The sequence below is a fragment of the Lachnospira sp. genome (assembly GCF_016290755.1).
Lineage (GTDB): Bacteria > Bacillota > Clostridia > Lachnospirales > Lachnospiraceae > Lachnospira > Lachnospira multipara.
Map to the genome: position 1 here is coordinate 1 of NZ_JAEEVD010000019.1, position 17,362 is coordinate 17,362.

A 17,362-nucleotide genomic window follows, 5' to 3' on the forward strand; every position below is an offset into this window, starting at 1 on the left:
TAAGGTTAAGGTTTGGATAGAGAGTGAGAAATCACTGAACAAAACGAGGGTTATTCTTTAAGGATAATCAAACGGATGAATATATTTAATGTGCAGTTTTGAATAAACAAGAACTTAAAGCTTAGAGATTTTTCTCTAAGCTTTTTTTCGTTTACAGAAAAGCTTAGAAAAGCCATAAACACAATTCTAATAAATACAAAATCCACTTTTCAAAATATAAATCAAGGAGTATAATAAATTTAAGCAATATTTTAAATTATATATACTTTAGAGGTTTTATATGGGAGATAGGGGAAAGAAATCTGAGACTGCCGAATATATGGCAGCAAAGAAGATTCTTGACTACGTTCTTAGCAATATTGAGTTAGGAATTATTGTAAGGGACGTGGAGTCTGGTAGAGTTGTATTTGCCAATGAAAAGGCAAGTTCTGATATTGCTATTGAGACAGTTATTAGAGAGACCTACGATGAAGCTATAGTGAATAACGGAAAGCTTAAAGAAGGCTTTAAATACAATAATGTCAAATATTATTCAAAATACGGACGTTGGTTCGAGGTTAGATTAAAAGAAATGGCATGGGTTGATGCTAAATCTGTAGTTGTTGCTACAGCCCTTGATGTAACTGATAGCAAACGCCAAGATAAAAGAAAATATAATAAACACGAGGAATTTATAAAAGAAGCAGTAGAGACAAGAAGAGATGAATTTGTGTTGTTTTATCAGCCTTTAGTGGATGCTAATACAAAGGAATGCATTTCCTGTGAAGCACTTATTCGCTGGGATTCTAAGTCTCTTGGATTTTTATATCCTGGCGATTTTATTCCTATGGCTGAATATTTAGGTCTTATTACAACTATTGGTGAGTATGTAATGGAGACTGCCTGTATTCAGTGTAAAGACTGGAATGATAGAGGTTTTAAGGATTTTAGAGTAAGTGTGAACCTATCAGTGGTTCAGCTTATGCAATTTGATATAGTGGATTCTATTAAGGAAATTATAGAGAGAACAGAAGTTGATCCTTCTAATATTTATGTAGAGGTTACAGAATCCTTTGCAATAAATGATATGGAAAGGGTTATAGCAATTTTAAAAGCCCTTAGGGGACTTGGAATTAAGATAGCTCTCGATGATTTTGGCACAGGTTATTCATCTCTTAATTATATAAAGAGATTACCACTAGATATAATAAAGATTGATAAAACCTTTATTGATGACTTAATAGAAGATGAGTATTCAAGAGCATTTGTTAAGCTTATTGTGGATCTTTCTAAGACTCTTAAAACTAAAGTTGTTGCCGAGGGCGTGGAGACCGAGGAACAATATATAATGTTAAGGGATTTTGGAGTAGATTATATTCAGGGCTTTTATTTTGGAAAGCCAATAGATGCTATAAGTTTCGAGAAGGAGAATTTATCTAAGCTTAAAAAGATAAGCTAAATGTGTATTAAAAAATATGCTAATAGAAATTACTAGAATAAAGAGGGGGAGATGGTAAAAATGAAGATTTTAATTAAGAATGGTAGGTTAATTGATCCAGCAAATAAGATTGACGACCAAATTGATATTTTAGTCGACAATGGTATTGTTAGCCAAGTAACTAACAATATTGATGAGGCTTTAGCTTCAGGGGAAGATGACACAATTATCGACGCTAGTGGACTTTATGTTTGCCCAGGATTTATCGATTTGCGAGTACATTTTCGCGAGCCAGGATATGAACATAAGGAGACAATAAGAAGCGGTTCAAGAGCAGCTGCAAGAGGCGGCTTTACAACAGTTTGTACAATGCCAAAGACCAAACCTGCTATGGATAGTGAGGAGAGAATTAGGGAGGCTATTGAAAAGGCTAAGGAAGTTACAGACATTAATGTTCTTCCTGTTGGTGCTATTACAGCAAGTGATGAAGGCCAGTATATTACTGATTTTGCAGGTATGAAGGAAGCAGGAGCTGTGGCAGTTTGTGAGGATGGAAATTCTATTATGGATGCAAGAATTGCAAGACAGGCACTAAAGCAGGCTGCAGAGGTAGACATTCCTGTATTTGCTCATTGCGAAGATAGAAATCTTATGGCTAGAGGTGTTATGAATGCCGGGGAGAGAGCCAAGCAATTAGGACTTTATGGCATTTTAGATGCAGTTGAAGAAACTATGGTGGCTAGAGACATTTTACTTGCTAAAGACACTAAGGCTAAGCTACACATTTGTCATTTATCAACAAAGACTGCCGTGGACATGGTTAAGCAGGCTAAGGATTTAGGTTTAAATGTAACAGCAGAAGTTACACCACAACATTTAATATTAACTGAGGACGACGTGGATGGCTCTGATGCAAATTATAAGAGTGCTCCTCCATTTAGAAAGAAAGAGGATAGAGACGCGCTTATTAAGGGTCTTAGACTTGGAATCATCGATGCAATTGCTTCAGATCATTCGCCACATCACTATTCAGAGAAGGCAGAGGGATTTGTGGAGGCACCATTTGGTCTTTCAATGCTTGAGACTTCAATTAGTTTAGTTATGACTGAACTTGTACAAAAGGGCTTACTTACACCAGTTCAGATGGTGGATAGAATGAGCGTTAGACCAGCTAAGATTATTGGTCTTGATAGAGGAAATCTAAAGGCTGGTAAGGTGGCTGATATTACAATCATTGATCCAAAGGCAAGCTATGTCATTGACTCTAATATGTTCGCATCAAAGGGCAAGAATACACCATTTGAGGGTAAGAAGGTAAACGGTAAGGTTCTTTACACAATTGTTAATGGTAGAATTATTTATTCTAACAAGGATGGCAATGAAATCATTATTGATAAGGACATTTTAAGAGACTAAATTTATATAAAAGGTTGAACTTATTTAGGGGATAAGGAAAAATTAGATATGTGTGTGGAAAAGAGGTTGTGAGATGTAAATTTCATGACCTCTTTTTCGTGAATATTCGCGTATTTTATTGAGAAAAATACTTAAAAATGGTATTCTAGTATAGGTGTAAATTACATCAAGGAGGAGATAACTATGAAGGTATGTGCATTTTTAACAGATAATTTTGAGACAGTAGAATGCCTAGCTGTCGTTGATATATTAAGAAGAGCTGGAATAGAGGTTGATACAATTTCTATTACTGCTAAGAAGGAGGTTGTAAGTGCTCAGGGCGTTACAATCGTGGCTGACTATTTATTTGGTAGCTATGAGTTTGACGGTACTGAGTTATTATTCTTACCGGGCGGCCCTGGAACTAAGAACTATTTTGACCGAAAGGTTTTACTTAACCTTTTAAAGGAACACTACGAGAATGGTGGCCGTTTAGCTGCTATTTGTGCGGCTCCTAGCGTATTTGGCAAGTTGGGTTTCCTAGAGGGTAAGAAGGCAGTTTGTTTCCCTGGCTATGAAGATAGCTTAGAGGGTGCAATTTGCCTTAATGATAGTGTAAATGTTGTCACTGACGGCAATATTACAACTTCAAGAGGCATGGGAACATCTATTGATTTAGGACTTGAGCTTGTAAAGCTTTTAATAGATGTTAATACAGCTAATGAATTAGCTAAAAAGATTCAGTATGAAAGGTAATTTAGATGGACGAGTATAATTTAGATGATGAGCTTGAGCTTGCTAGATTATCCGTTAAAAAGCGTGAGAAAGTCATTGCTGCTATAAAAAGAAAAAGAGCTAGACAGCTCCGAAGACAGAAATTTTTGCTAGTTTTAATACTCGGAATTATAACAGCTGGCATTACGTTTGTCGCCATTAAAGGCGGGGGTAGTGAAGTAAGAGGATTAGAAAGCGATAAAGGGCAAGAAGAACTTGCTGCAGATGAAATTGCAGTGGAAGAAGAGACAAAAGAGACTTATCCATACGCTAATATTTCAACTAATTATGTAGAAGTAACAGATGAAGATATAGATAGTGCTTATGGTGCTATTTTAGATGTGACTAATAATGAGATTATTGCTGGTAGACTTGCAGATTCTATTATTGAACCAGCCTCTATGACAAAGGTTATGACACTTATTATTGTATTAGAGAATATCGATGATATTGATAATACAACTTATACCTTTGATGATGCGATTTTAAGACCGTTAGTTAAAGATGGCGCATCAAGAGTTGGCTATGAAGGTGGCGAGACAGCAACAATTAAGGACTTGCTTTACGGCCTTATATTAACATCCGGTGCTGATTGTGCAGAGGGCCTTGCTATTGCAACGGCAGGTTCCACTGAAAACTTTGTGGCCATGATGAATGAAAAGGCTAGCGAATTAGGTCTTAAGAATACACATTTTATGAATACTTGGGGAGTCTCAGAGGATGGGCATTACACCACTTGTCAGGAGATGGCTATGATAATGTCTTATGTAATTAAGAATGAGACTGCTAGAGAAATTCTTGGAACTGAAACCTATACCACAGCAGGAACTAACAGGGTTCCTGAAGGTTATTATATAAGAAGTACTATGTGGACAAGAATGTATGGTACTGAAGTTACTGGTGTTCAGATTTTGGGCGGAAAGACAGGTTATACTGATACAGCAAGAAATTGCTTAGTAAGTTATGCTTCAAAGGATGGCAACATTTATATTTGTGTTACAGCCTACGGAAGTGGTAGATATAAGCCAATTTTTGACTGCTTTAATTACTACGGTAGATACTTGCCAACCTCGGCTACTACAGTTGATGAAAATGTTAGCGAAAGCACAAGCTAATAGCGGTTTAGCAGAGGAAATCAAATCTGGAATAATTTAAAATAAATTTTACTGGTAATATTAAAATAAGTATGCTATAATCCCATGGTATGCACTTTTAAGGTCTAGAAGTGACCTAATTTAAGGAGGATTTTATTAAAATGAGTTTTACAGTTGAAAATTTAGAAGAGAAAAACATGGTAAAGCTTGTTATTGAGTCAACTTCTGAGGAATTCGAAGCTGCTCTTAACACAGCTTATAATAAGAATAAGAACAAGATTAGCCTTCCTGGTTTCAGAAAGGGTAAAGCTCCAAGAGCAATGGTTGAGAAGATGTATGGCAAGGAAGTATTCTTTGAGGATGCTGCTAATGAAATTATTCCTGATGCATACGCTAAGGCTGCTGATGAATCAGGTTTAGAGATCGTTTCTCAGCCTAAGATTGACGTTACACAGCTTGAAGCTGGTAAGCCATTTGTATTTACAGCTACAGTTGCTTTAAAGCCTGAAGTTGAATTAGGTACATATAAGGGTATCGAAGTTTCTAAGACAGAAGTAGAAGCTACAGATGCTGATGTTGAAGAAGAATTAAAGAGAGTACAGGACCAGAACGCAAGAATCGTATCTGTTGAAGATAGAGCAGTTAAGGACGGCGATCAGACTGTAATCGATTTTGAAGGTTTTGTAGATGGAGAAGCTTTTGAAGGTGGTAAGGGTGAAAACTACTCACTTACAATCGGTTCACATTCATTTATCGATAACTTCGAAGAACAGCTTATTGGTATGAACGTAGGTGATGAGAAGGACGTTAACGTTACATTCCCAGAAGAATACCATGCTGAAAACTTAAAGGGTAAGGCTGCTACATTCAAGGTTAAGATCAATGAAATCAAGGAAAAGCAGCTTCCAGAATTAGATGATGATTTTGCACAGGATGTATCTGATTTCGATACACTTGCTGAATATAAGGATGATTTAAAGAAGAAGATCACAGAGCGTAAGGAAAACCAGGCTAAGGCTGTTAAGGAAGATGAAGCTATCGCTAAGTTAATCGAAGATTCTAAGATGGATATTCCAGAAGCTATGGTTGAAACACAGGTTAACAGAATGGCTCAGGATTTCGCTCAGAGATTACAGGCTCAGGGTCTTTCACTTGATCAGTACTTCCAGTACACAGGTGCTACAGCTGATAGCTTAGTAGATGAAATGAAGCCAGAAGCATTAAAGAGAATTAAGTCTAGATTAGTTCTTGAAGCTGTTGTTAAGGCTGAGAACATCGAAGCTACAGAAGAAGAATTCCAGGCTGAGTTAGAGAAGATGGCTAGCCAGTATGGTATGGATGTAGCTCAGATTAAGGATATCATGGGTGATTACGAAACACAGCAGATTAAGGAAGATTTAGCAGTTACTAAGGCTGTTGAATTAATCGTTTCTTCAACTGTTGAAAAGTAATTATTTCTTGAACGCAGTGTAAGCAATCCCCTGCTTCAAAAGCGTAAGCTTTAAGCGGGGGATTGCTTACTAGTGTCAGAAGGGGTTAAAGCCCCTTCTGACAGGTGGCACAAAGTGCCACTGCGTTCATGAGGAAGTAGCGAAGCGGATTCCGAATGTCCGCTTTACAGATAATCAAGATAATTAGTAAATTTATTTAGTTTGTAAATGAATAGGTAATAAGCACTAATTTTTATAAAAAGATAAAAATTAGTGCTTATTTTTATTTAAAATTTATGGATAGTTAGCTCTAATTGTTGTATAATTTAGTAAGTAGTTGATTATATCAAATAAATAAATAACGCTAATGAGGGCGTTTAAAGGAGGAAATAATGAGTTTCGTACCATATGTCATTGAACAGAATAGTAGAGGAGAGAGATCATACGATATCTATTCAAGATTATTAAAAGATAGAATTGTATTTTTAGGAGAAGAGGTAACAGATGTATCTGCTAACTTAGTAGTAGCGCAGATGCTTTTCTTAGAGGCTGAAGATCCAAGTAAGGATATTCATTTCTATATCAACAGCCCAGGTGGCTCAGTTTCAGCAGGTTTTGCTATCTATGATACAATGCAGTATATTAAGTGTGACGTTTCAACAATCTGTATTGGTCTTGCAGCAAGTATGGGTGCCTTCCTTTTATCAGGCGGTACAAAGGGTAAGAGACTTGCTCTTCCAAACTCAGAAATCATGATTCACCAGCCTTCAGGCGGTGCAAGAGGTCAGGAAACTGAAATCAGAATCGTAGCTGAGAACATTTTAAAGACACGTAACAAGTTAAATGAAATTTTAGCTGCTAATACAGGTAAGTCTGTAGAAGAAATCGCTAGAGATACAGAACGTGACAACTACATGTCAGCACAGGAAGCCCTTGCTTATGGACTTATTGATAGTGTAGTTGATAAGAGAAACTAATAAATTAAATAGGAGAGTACAAATATGGCAGGAAGAACAACAGATGATGGTGGTAAGCTTAGATGCTCCTTTTGTAATAAGACACAGGATCAGGTAAAGAAGCTTATTGCTGGACCTAATGGCGCTTACATTTGTGATGAGTGCGTAGGAATCTGCAGTGACATTCTTGATGAGGAGTTTGATGCTAGCGAGCTTGATGCCGTTGATGGATTAAATATCAACTTACTTAAGCCAAAGGAAATCAAGGAATTTCTCGATGAATATGTAATCGGCCAGGAAGAAGCTAAGAAGGTTTTAGCAGTTGCTGTTTACAATCATTACAAGAGAATTATGTCAGGAAGAGACCTAGATGTAGAGCTTCAGAAGAGTAACATTCTCATGCTTGGACCTACAGGTTCTGGTAAAACTTTCCTTGCTCAAAACTTAGCTAGACTTCTTAATGTTCCATTTGCAATTGCAGATGCTACAACACTTACAGAAGCTGGTTACGTTGGTGAGGACGTTGAGAACATTTTACTTAAGCTTATCCAGGCTGCAGACTATGATGTAGATAAGGCTCAGTACGGAATTATCTACATCGATGAAATTGATAAGATTACTAAGAAGTCGGAGAATGTATCTATTACAAGAGATGTCTCAGGTGAAGGTGTACAGCAGGCACTTCTTAAGATTTTAGAGGGTACAGACGCTTCAGTACCACCTCAGGGAGGACGTAAGCATCCACAGCAGGAATTAATTCCTATTAACACAACTAATATTTTGTTTATTTGTGGTGGTGCTTTTGACGGTCTTGAAAAGATCGTCGAATCAAGAATGGACCAGAGCTCAATCGGATTTAACTCTGAGCTTCATGAGAAGTCAGAAGAGACAGTTGGTGAGATGTTCCATAAGGTATTACCTCAGGATTTAATTAAGTTTGGTCTTATTCCTGAATTTGTAGGTAGAGTACCAGTTGTAGTAGCACTTGATTCCCTTGATGAAGATGCTTTAGTAAGAATCTTACAGGAACCAAAGAATGCTATTATTAAGCAGTATCAGGCTTTATTTAACCTTGATGAGGTTGAACTTGAATTTAGAGAAGATGCTGTTAAAGAAATCGCTCATAAGAGTTTTGAAAGAAAGACTGGAGCTAGAGGACTTCGTTCTATCCTAGAATCAGTTATGAACGAGATTATGTATGAGATTCCTTCAGATGATACAATTTCAAAGTGCATCATCACTAAGGAAGCAGTTGAGGGCACATCGAAGCCTTTAATTGAATACAGAACAGAACAGGTTTCAAAAAAAGCACAGTAAGTGATTAATAGTGATTGGCAGAGTCTATCTGTCAATCACTACTTTTATAATAATACAGAAATGAAATTATAATTTAATTTTTAAATGGGCAGGAAAGTATGAAAAATGTTAATTTACCGTTCATACCATTAAGAAATTTAACCGTATTACCAGGTATGACAATGCAGATAGATATAAGTAGGAAAAAATCAATTATGGCTACTAACAAATCAATGGGTCAGAATCAGACAATCTTTTTGGTAACACAGATTGACCATGAAGTTGTTGATCCTGACATAGATGATTTATATAAAGTTGGCTGTATTGCTAAGATAAAGCAGGTTGTAAAGCTACCTAACAAGATTTTACGAATTCAGGTAGAAGGACAACTAAAGGCTGAACTATGTGATATTGAGGATAGAGGGGATTATTGTTTGGCAAATGTAGCTCCTTTTGTGTCACATTTTTCAAAGCCAGATGAAGTAACTAATAAGGCTATGGTAATGGCGCTACATGAACTTATAAAGCGCTATGCAATCGCTGATTTGAAAATGAGTCGCGACCTTTTAAGCGATTGGCTTGCAATTAAGGATGCAAACAAGTTAATGGAAGCGATTTTAAAAGATTATCCAATGGACTATACTCAAAGACAGGTGTTTCTTGAAGTTACAGATATCAATGAGATGTATGAGCTTCTAGCTAAGACTATGCTTGAGGATTGCGAGGCTTTTGCTATTAGAGAAGAGCTTGCAATTAAAGTTAAGAATAGAGTGGATAAGAACCAGCGTGAATACATTTTAAGGGAGCAGATTGGAGTCCTAAATGAGGAGCTAGATGGAAAGCTTGTTTCTGAAATTGACGACTTTAAGCAAAAAATTGAGGCACTTGATGCAGCTGATTACGTTAAGGAAAAGCTTTTTAAAGAGCTTAGACGATTAAAGGAAGTTCAGGGTAGCTCTTCAGAAGCTAATGTGCAAAGAACTTATATTGAAAATTGTTTGGAACTTCCATGGAATGTACAAACAGTGGATAATAAGGACATTTTCAATGCAAGGGATATTTTAGATGAAGACCATTACGGCATGAAGGAAATTAAGGAGAGAGTTTTAGAGAGCTTAGCTGTAAGAAATATTACTACTAGGTCAGATGCTCCAATAATTTGTCTTGTAGGCCCTCCAGGAACAGGTAAGACATCTATTGCAAGAAGTGTAGCTAGAGCTCTTAATAAGAACTATGTAAGAATTTGCCTTGGCGGTGTTAGAGATGAGGCTGAAATTAGAGGACATAGAAAGACTTATATTGGTGCTATGCCAGGTCGTATTATTGATGCTTTGGTAAGTGCTGGCAGCAATAATCCACTTATGCTTCTTGATGAAATTGATAAGATGAGTTCAGATTACAAGGGTGATACTCAGTCAGCTCTTTTAGAGGTTTTAGATAGTGAGCAAAATACTCATTTCTTAGATCACTATATTGAGATGCCTGTAGACCTTTCAAATGTACTATTTATCGCAACTGCAAACGATTTATCAGGTATTTCTAGACCTTTACTCGACAGAATGGAGATAATCGAAGTAAACAGCTATACTGAGAATGAAAAACTTCATATTGCAAAGGAACATTTGATTAAGAAACAGATTAAGAAAAATGGTCTTATGCAAAAGGATGTTAAGTTTACAGATAAGGCTATAAATAAGATTATTACTAGCTATACAAGAGAAGCTGGTGTAAGAAATCTAGAACGTCAGATAAGTAAGGTATGCAGAAAGGCAGTAAAGAAGCTTTACGAGCTAGGTGCATTTTTAGAAGACGGAACAAGAAACAAGGATGTAAAGGAAGTTATCAGGGTTACAGATAAGAACCTTGAGGAGTTCCTTGGCAAGGAAAAATATAGAAGAGAAGTTAAGAACAAAAACTCTGATATTGGAATTGTAAGAGGACTTGCATGGACTGCAGTTGGCGGCGATACTCTCGAAATCGAGGTTAATACAATGCCAGGTAAGGGCGAGTTAAAGCTTACAGGTAGTATGGGCGATGTAATGAAGGAATCTGCTATGATTGCGCTATCTTACGTGCGAAGCATTACAGAGAAGGGCAAATATAAGGTTGACATCGATTTCTTTGAAAAGCATAATATACATATTCATATTCCAGAAGGTGCCACACCAAAGGATGGCCCATCGGCAGGTGTAACTCTTGCTACAGGTATTTTATCTGCGGTTACAGGTATTAAGGTTTTTGCAAATCTTGCCATGACAGGAGAGATTACTCTTAGAGGTAAGGTTCTTGCAATTGGTGGCTTAAAGGAGAAGCTTCTTGCAGCTAAGGCAGCTAAGATAACTAAGGTTTTAGTGCCAATTGATAACGAGAAGGACATTGAAGAGTTCGATGAGGAAATCCTTGAAGGCATGGAAATTGTCTATGTTAAGAATATGTTAGAAGTGTTAGATAACAGCTTAGATATTTAAGATGATTTAAAAGATGATTTTTAAGGGGTATTTAAGTTAGTATCTTACTAGTTAGAAGAGGTTAATATGGTTATTAAGAATGTAAATTTAGAGATTGTAATCGGTGTTACAAGTAAGATTCCAGAGACTACGCTACCTGAGGTAGCATTTGCAGGTAAGTCAAATGTTGGTAAATCTTCACTTATTAATGCCTTAATGAGAAGAAAGTCCTATGCTAGAACATCTTCTCAGCCAGGTAAGACACAGACAATTAATTTCTATAATATCAATGAGCTCATGTATTTAGTGGATTTGCCAGGTTATGGATACGCTAAGGTTTCCGAATCTGTTAAGGCTAAGTGGGGCAAGATGATTGAGAAATATCTTAGAACTTCAAAGCAGCTTAAGCAGGTTTTCCTTCTTATTGATATAAGACATGACCCATCAGCTAATGACAAGATGATGTATGATTGGATTGTTGAAAATGGATTTAGACCGATAATTGTTGCTACAAAGCTTGATAAGATCAAAAGAAGTCAGGTTCAAAAGCAGGTTAAGGCTGTAAGAAATGGACTAGGTCTTAGAAAAGAAGATGTGTTAATTCCATTTTCATCAGAGACAAAGCAGGGACTTGAAGAGCTATGGAAGTATGTGGATTCTTATGTCTTAGAGGATGAAGCAGTTGATGAGACTATTGATGAGATGGTTGATGAAACAAAAAATAGTAAGAATGCAGAAGTAGAAGAAACTACTGGGTCAGGCAGCGAAGATTAATAAAGTAAAGAAAGGTAAAATTACTGATTTTGCTTATATTACTGATATTACTGAAATAAAAAAGAAGGCTTACAAATATTAAACTTAGATTTAATATTTGTAAGCCTTTATTTTGCATTAACTACATAAGTTTGTTAATGATGAATTCATAGATTTCCTGGCTGTTCTCACGCCATTTCGCACAAATTGTTTCTGCCTGTTCCTCAAGTGGAACGTTAAGGGAAAGTTCGATGATGTTAATGTTACCTTCCTTAACCTTGCAGTCTGTCATATAAGTTCCGTCTGTTGTTCTGTAATAATCCGATGTTGTACCTGATTCGTTCTTTAAATTGTATTTATTAGTAATTAAATATTCATCGATTTCTTCTCTAATGCTACTAGATATCTTAGTATAAAAAAATGCAATAGTATCAACTCCGTCTTTAGTAAGTTGGTATTGTGTATTATTCTGATAATTTGATCTCTTAATAAAGGAATCTGCAACTAATGAATTAATTGTTTCCTGAAAAGTGAAATAATCAGTATATTGCTTCTCTAACATAAAGGTTGACATTTGACTATTAGTCAATGGAAAATTAACCTTGCTTAGCATGTAAAGAATCATTAACTTGTAAAGTGTTGTCGCATTGCCTTCCATAAATTTTTCCCCATCTCTTTAAATTGCATAAAATGCCATACTGATAAATAATATACTAACTTTGGCTAATTGACAATATCTAAAAGGTAAATATGCCTAATTTTAGCTAAATTAGTCAATATTTATCAAAATCTTCCCCCTGAATTATACATTTATCTATGAAATATTTATTCATAGAATTAAGAACAAGTTTCTTGTTAGCAGTCCACTGTGGCTCTACTAAAAGGCTCTTTGGGCCATCACCTGTTAGGCGGTGAATAACCATGTCCTTTGGAAGAATTCTTAGGGCTTCCCCTAATATGTCAAAATATTCCTCCATAGTTAATATCTTAAAGCCCGTAGATTTGTAGTCATCATAAAGATCAGTGCCCTTTAATACGTGAAGGAGCTGTAGCTTTATGCCTTGAATAGGCTGTTTAGACAAGAATCTTACCGTCTCTAAAATATCTTCCTTAGTCTCCCCTGGAAGACCAATAATTACATGAACTATAATTGGCACCTTTAAGGCATTTAGCTTCTTTACAGCGTCTGTAAAGCAATCAAGTTCATAGCCTCGTCTTATGTATTTAGCAGTTTTTTCATGAATAGTTTGAAGTCCAAGCTCAATCCAAACTGGTTTAATTTTATTACAACTATCAATGACTTCTAAGACGTCGCTATCAAGACAATCCGGTCTTGTAGCAATATCTAGTATCTTGATTTCTTCCCTATTAATTACATTTTTAAAAAGCTTATCAAGATAACTAGCACTTGCATAGGTATTAGTAAAGGATTGAAAGTATGCAATATAAGAATTTCCTTTATATTTATTCTGAACCTTTTCCTTTGCAAGCTCAATACTTTTATCAATATTTTCTAAAATGCGTCTCTGTCTTAAAGTCATGCCATCACTGGAGTCTGTGCCAGCCTCTATCGTTTTAGCGATAGAGACTGTAGCAGCAAAATCTCCAGAACCACCACGGCTACAAAATATACAGCCTCTAGTATCTAGCTTACCGTCTCTGTTTGGACAGGTCATGCCACCGTCTAGGGATAGGCGATACATTTTCTCACCGAAAGTATTCTTTATATATTCATTAAGTGAATAGTAATGAGGTAACATTATTTAATATGATCCTTTACAGCCTTAGCTACTACATCAGCAACTCGTGGGTCGAAAGCTTCTGGTAAAATGTTAACATCAGATAATTCTTCGTCTGAAACAAGATCTGCAATAGCTGTAGCAGCAGCAAGCTTCATTTCTTCAGTAATCTGGCTTGCTCTTCCTTCAAGGGCACCCTTAAAGATACCAGGGAAGGCAATAACGTTATTTACCTGGTTAGGGAAATCAGAACGTCCTGTTCCAACAACTCTAGCACCAGCAGCCTTAGCAACATCTGGCATAATCTCTGGTGTAGGATTAGCCATAGCAAAGAGGATAGAATCCTTATTCATAGTCTTAACCATGTCAGCTGTAACGATATTAGGAGCAGATACACCAACAAATACATCAGCACCAACTAAGGCATCAGCAAGGCTACCTGTCTTACCTTCAAGGTTTGTAACCTCCATCATTGATTCCTGCATCCAGTTAAGGTCCTTTGAAGCCTTTGAAAGGATACCAGACTTATCGCACATTGTGACATTTTTAAAACCATAAGTAAGTAAAAGCTTAGTAATAGCAACACCAGCGGAACCAGCGCCATTAACTACAACCTTAACATCTTCCTTCTTCTTATTAGTAACTTTAAGACCGTTAATGATACCAGCTAAAACTACGATAGCTGTTCCGTGCTGATCATCGTGGAATACTGGAATATCAAGTAATTCCTTTAAACGAGTTTCAACCTCGAAACATCTAGGAGCAGCGATATCCTCTAAGTTGATACCACCAAATGCTGGAGCAATATTAACAACTGTCTTAATGATTTCTTCAGTGTCCTGTGTATCTAAGCAAATAGGCACAGCATTAACTCCGCCAAATTCCTTAAATAATACAGCCTTACCTTCCATAACAGGCATAGCTGCATGAGCACCGATATTTCCTAATCCAAGAACTGCGCTACCATCTGAAACAACAGCGATAGTATTAGACTTGATTGTATATTTGTAAGCTGCCTCCTTATCCTTAGCAATAACTTTACAAGGCTCTGCAACACCTGGAGTGTAGGCAAGACTTAAGTCTTCTCTAGTTGCAATTTTCATTTTTGGAGTAGTTTCAAACTTACCATTCCATTCTTCGTGAAGCTGTAGGGCTTTCTGGGCATTTGTCATAATTAATACCAAACCTTTCTTAAATACTACATAGTGTGAAAACGGATAAATAGTGAGTTCACACAAGTTTTATCATAGCACATTTGTAAAATTAAAAAAAGAAAAAGAAAAAGGGCTTTTATTTTTGGAAACTATGTTTTATAATCAAGTTGATAGTTTTTACATAGGAGTTCGAATGGTTTCTTATATTTCGAACATTAATCAAAGCAAAAAATTCATTTATTTTCCCAAACTAGAGCTAATTAAAGAACTTTGTAAGTTATAGGGTGAATTGGCATTTTTGCCTTTATTATTATAAATTTTCAATCGAAAGAGAGGTTTTATGGTGAAAGAAAAGTTAGAAGAACTTTCTTTGGTTTCCTTAAAACAGATCGCTAAGGATTTAGGAATAAAAAATGTATCTACATTAAAAAAAGGTGCCTTAGTTGATATTTTAACGGAAACTGCACAGTCAGATTCAAGAGTGGAGGATCTAGTTTCAAACTACGATGGAGTTAAAAAGACTAGAAAGTCTAAGACAGTGGTTACGGAAAGCGAAACAAAAACTGAAGGCGAAGACATTTCCACAAGTACAGAAGATTACGATGGAGATGCAGTTACAGATCTTTTGAAAAATGAAACACAGCAGCAGCGTTACGAGCGTTACGAAAGATATATTACGCCGGCACAGGAAGCAGAAAGTAAGCCTGTAGCTAAGGAAGAAAAGCACATTACAAGATATGTTGCAAAGGATGCTCAAAGAAGTCCAAGAAAGAGTTATTATAAGAGTCCACAATACGACAATCAAAGACAGGACAATTATTTTAGATACGATAATCAAAGACAAGATAATACAACAAGATACGACAATCAAAGACAGGACAATTATTCTAGATTCGATAATCAAAGACAAGATAATACAACGAGATACGATAACCAAAGACAAGATAATACAATAAGATATGACAATCAAAGACAGGACAATTATTTTAGATACGATAATCAAAGACAAGATAATACATCAAGATACGATAACCAAAGACAAGATAATACAACAAGATATGACAATCAAAGACAAGACAACACACAAAGATATGACAATTATAATAAGGCTGTAGTTAATACAGATATTAAATTAGAAGCAGATGAAACATTAGCTAATGGTATCCTTGAAGTTTTAAATGATGGATACGGCTTTGTTAGATGTGAGAATTTCCTTCCAGGTGACGACGATGTTTATGTATCACCAACTCAGATTAGAAAGTTTAACTTAAAGACAGGTGATATTGTTGTTGGTCCATGTAAGTTAAAGTCAACAACTGATAAGTTTAAGGCTCTACAGTATTTAATTTCAGTTAATGGATTAGATCCAAGCGTAGCACAGGAAAGAGTTGCCTTTGAGAAATTAACACCAATTTTCCCTAATGAAAGAATCCATTTAGAGCAGGGTTCAAGCTCATTAGCTATGAGAATGGTAGATTTAATCAGCCCAATAGGTAAGGGCCAGAGAGGTATGATTGTTTCTCAGCCTAAGTCAGGTAAGACAACACTTTTAAAGCAGATTGCTAAGGCAGTTGTAAGAAACAATCCAGAAATGCATTTAATCATCCTACTTATTGATGAAAGACCAGAAGAAGTTACAGATATGAAGGAATCTATTGCTGGTGATAATGTAGAGGTTATTTATTCTACATTTGATGAACAGCCAGATAATCATAGAAGAGTTTCAGAAATGGTTATTGAAAGAGCTAAGAGATTAGTTGAGCAAAAGCAGGATGTAATTATCTTACTTGATAGTATTACAAGACTTGCAAGAGCTTATAACTTAACAGTACAGGCCTCTGGCCGTACTTTATCAGGTGGTTTAGACCCAGCCGCTCTTCATATGCCAAAGAAGTTCTTTGGTGCAGCTAGAAATATGAGAGAAGGCGGAAGCTTAACAATTCTTGCAACAGCCCTTGTAGATACAGGAAGCAAGATGGATGATGTTGTATTTGAAGAGTTTAAGGGAACAGGTAACATGGAATTAGTTCTTGATAGAAAGTTATCTGAAAGAAGAATTTTCCCAGCCATCGACGTTATTAAGTCTAGTACAAGACGTGAGGATTTATTGCTTGATAATGATGAGCTTGAGGCAGTTAATATTATGCGTAAGGGCTTAAATGGCAGCAGAGCAGAAGAATCCGCTGAAAGAGTTATTGACCTATTTACTAAGACTAGAAATAACGCAGACTTTATTAATAGAGTTATTAAAGAAAGATATGTTTAAATCCAAGTAAAAAATAATCCTAAAAAGAAATTTTAGATTGTATTTTATCCTAAACAATAAATAAAAATAGGCGCTGATAGTGGTATTTCTTGCTTATTTATGCTATAGAATAGATAGAAAAAATACTTGCATAACTAATATCTGTATGATAGAATATAAAAGCTGTTTATCGATAGATACTAAGTTATCGTTGTATACAAAGTTATCATTCGATGCAAGTTATCGCATGGCAACATGCTATCAGTCGATAACCAATTATTAGATAAATTATTCTTAATTGTAAAGAGGTGAAATCATGAGAGAAGGTATCCATCCAGAGTATTACCAGGCTAAGGTTGTTTGCAACTGTGGTAACGAATTCGTAACAGGTTCAACAAAGGAAGAGATCCACGTAGAAATTTGTTCTAAGTGTCATCCATTCTACACAGGTCAGCAGAAGGCAGCATCAGCTCGTGGACGTATCGATAAGTTCAACAAGAAGTATGGTGTTAACAACTAATATTAAAATATTAAAGATTGAGGTGTATGCCTCAATCTTTTTTAGTTTATAAAAACTTTAGGACTATTCGCAGGGATGGCTTTTCTTAGGCTTGATTAAAGCCTCTAACTAATGTTATTATAAATATGTTTGTTATTGAATA

General features: G+C 36.0%; 14 protein-coding genes. 11 read left to right on the forward strand and 3 right to left on the reverse strand.

Annotated elements, in window-relative coordinates; all coding sequences use genetic code 11:
* Positions 1–280: 280 nt before the first annotated feature.
* The 9 genes from QVA17_RS06305 to yihA all read left to right on the forward strand — a co-directional run bounded on the left by QVA17_RS06305 (position 281) and on the right by yihA (position 11,583).
* Positions 281–1,438: a putative bifunctional diguanylate cyclase/phosphodiesterase gene (locus QVA17_RS06305; protein ID WP_287387127.1), complete on the forward strand. Its 1,158-nt coding sequence runs from the start codon at positions 281–283 to the stop codon at positions 1,436–1,438.
* A gap of 60 nt (positions 1,439–1,498) precedes the next feature.
* On the forward strand, positions 1,499–2,833 hold the full coding sequence (locus QVA17_RS06310; protein ID WP_287387130.1) for a dihydroorotase: 1,335 nt from the start codon (positions 1,499–1,501) through the stop codon (positions 2,831–2,833).
* Positions 2,834–3,016: 183 nt separating this feature from the next.
* Positions 3,017–3,568 carry a DJ-1 family glyoxalase III gene (locus tag QVA17_RS06315; RefSeq protein ID WP_074521753.1) on the forward strand — a complete coding sequence of 184 codons (552 nt, stop codon included), beginning with the start codon at positions 3,017–3,019 and terminating at the stop codon, positions 3,566–3,568.
* Between the two features lie 5 nt (positions 3,569–3,573).
* Positions 3,574–4,701, forward strand: a complete 1,128-nt coding sequence (locus tag QVA17_RS06320; protein ID WP_287387133.1) for a D-alanyl-D-alanine carboxypeptidase family protein — start codon at positions 3,574–3,576, stop codon at positions 4,699–4,701.
* 140 nt (positions 4,702–4,841) lie between these two features.
* Entirely contained in the window at positions 4,842–6,131 is a 1,290-nt protein-coding gene (gene tig, locus QVA17_RS06325; protein ID WP_027432195.1) for a trigger factor, read from the forward strand.
* A 371-nt stretch (positions 6,132–6,502) separates the two neighbouring features.
* Positions 6,503–7,087: an ATP-dependent Clp endopeptidase proteolytic subunit ClpP gene (clpP, locus tag QVA17_RS06330; RefSeq protein WP_027432196.1), complete on the forward strand. Its 585-nt coding sequence runs from the start codon at positions 6,503–6,505 to the stop codon at positions 7,085–7,087.
* 24 nt (positions 7,088–7,111) lie between these two features.
* Entirely contained in the window at positions 7,112–8,383 is a 1,272-nt protein-coding gene (gene clpX, locus QVA17_RS06335; protein WP_287387135.1) for an ATP-dependent Clp protease ATP-binding subunit ClpX, read from the forward strand.
* Positions 8,384–8,481: 98 nt separating this feature from the next.
* On the forward strand, positions 8,482–10,830 hold the full coding sequence (gene lon, locus QVA17_RS06340) for an endopeptidase La (protein WP_027432198.1): 2,349 nt from the start codon (positions 8,482–8,484) through the stop codon (positions 10,828–10,830).
* A 66-nt stretch (positions 10,831–10,896) separates the two neighbouring features.
* Positions 10,897–11,583: a ribosome biogenesis GTP-binding protein YihA/YsxC gene (yihA, locus tag QVA17_RS06345; protein WP_287387137.1), complete on the forward strand. Its 687-nt coding sequence runs from the start codon at positions 10,897–10,899 to the stop codon at positions 11,581–11,583.
* Positions 11,584–11,704: 121 nt separating this feature from the next.
* Here yihA and QVA17_RS06350 read toward each other — a convergent pair whose 3' ends face one another.
* The 3 genes from QVA17_RS06350 to QVA17_RS06360 form a co-directional block, all read right to left on the reverse strand.
* On the reverse strand, positions 11,705–12,220 hold the full coding sequence (locus tag QVA17_RS06350) for a DUF4364 family protein (protein WP_027432199.1): 516 nt from the start codon (positions 12,218–12,220) through the stop codon (positions 11,705–11,707).
* Positions 12,221–12,335: 115 nt separating this feature from the next.
* Positions 12,336–13,322, reverse strand: coding sequence for a TIGR01212 family radical SAM protein (locus QVA17_RS06355; protein ID WP_287387138.1), 987 nt, complete (start codon positions 13,320–13,322; stop codon positions 12,336–12,338).
* On the reverse strand, positions 13,322–14,473 hold the full coding sequence (locus tag QVA17_RS06360; RefSeq protein ID WP_027432201.1) for an NAD(P)-dependent malic enzyme: 1,152 nt from the start codon (positions 14,471–14,473) through the stop codon (positions 13,322–13,324). The genes QVA17_RS06355 and QVA17_RS06360 overlap by 1 nt, the downstream gene beginning before the upstream one ends.
* A gap of 322 nt (positions 14,474–14,795) precedes the next feature.
* Between QVA17_RS06360 and rho the strand changes: the two genes are divergently transcribed.
* Both rho and rpmE read left to right on the forward strand, forming a co-directional pair.
* Positions 14,796–16,721 (forward strand): transcription termination factor Rho, encoded by a 1,926-nt coding sequence (gene rho / locus QVA17_RS06365; RefSeq protein WP_287387139.1) that lies wholly within the window; start codon positions 14,796–14,798, stop codon positions 16,719–16,721.
* A 295-nt stretch (positions 16,722–17,016) separates the two neighbouring features.
* Positions 17,017–17,220 carry a 50S ribosomal protein L31 gene (gene rpmE, locus QVA17_RS06370; RefSeq protein WP_027432203.1) on the forward strand — a complete coding sequence of 68 codons (204 nt, stop codon included), beginning with the start codon at positions 17,017–17,019 and terminating at the stop codon, positions 17,218–17,220.
* The last annotated feature ends 142 nt before the right edge of the window (positions 17,221–17,362 follow it).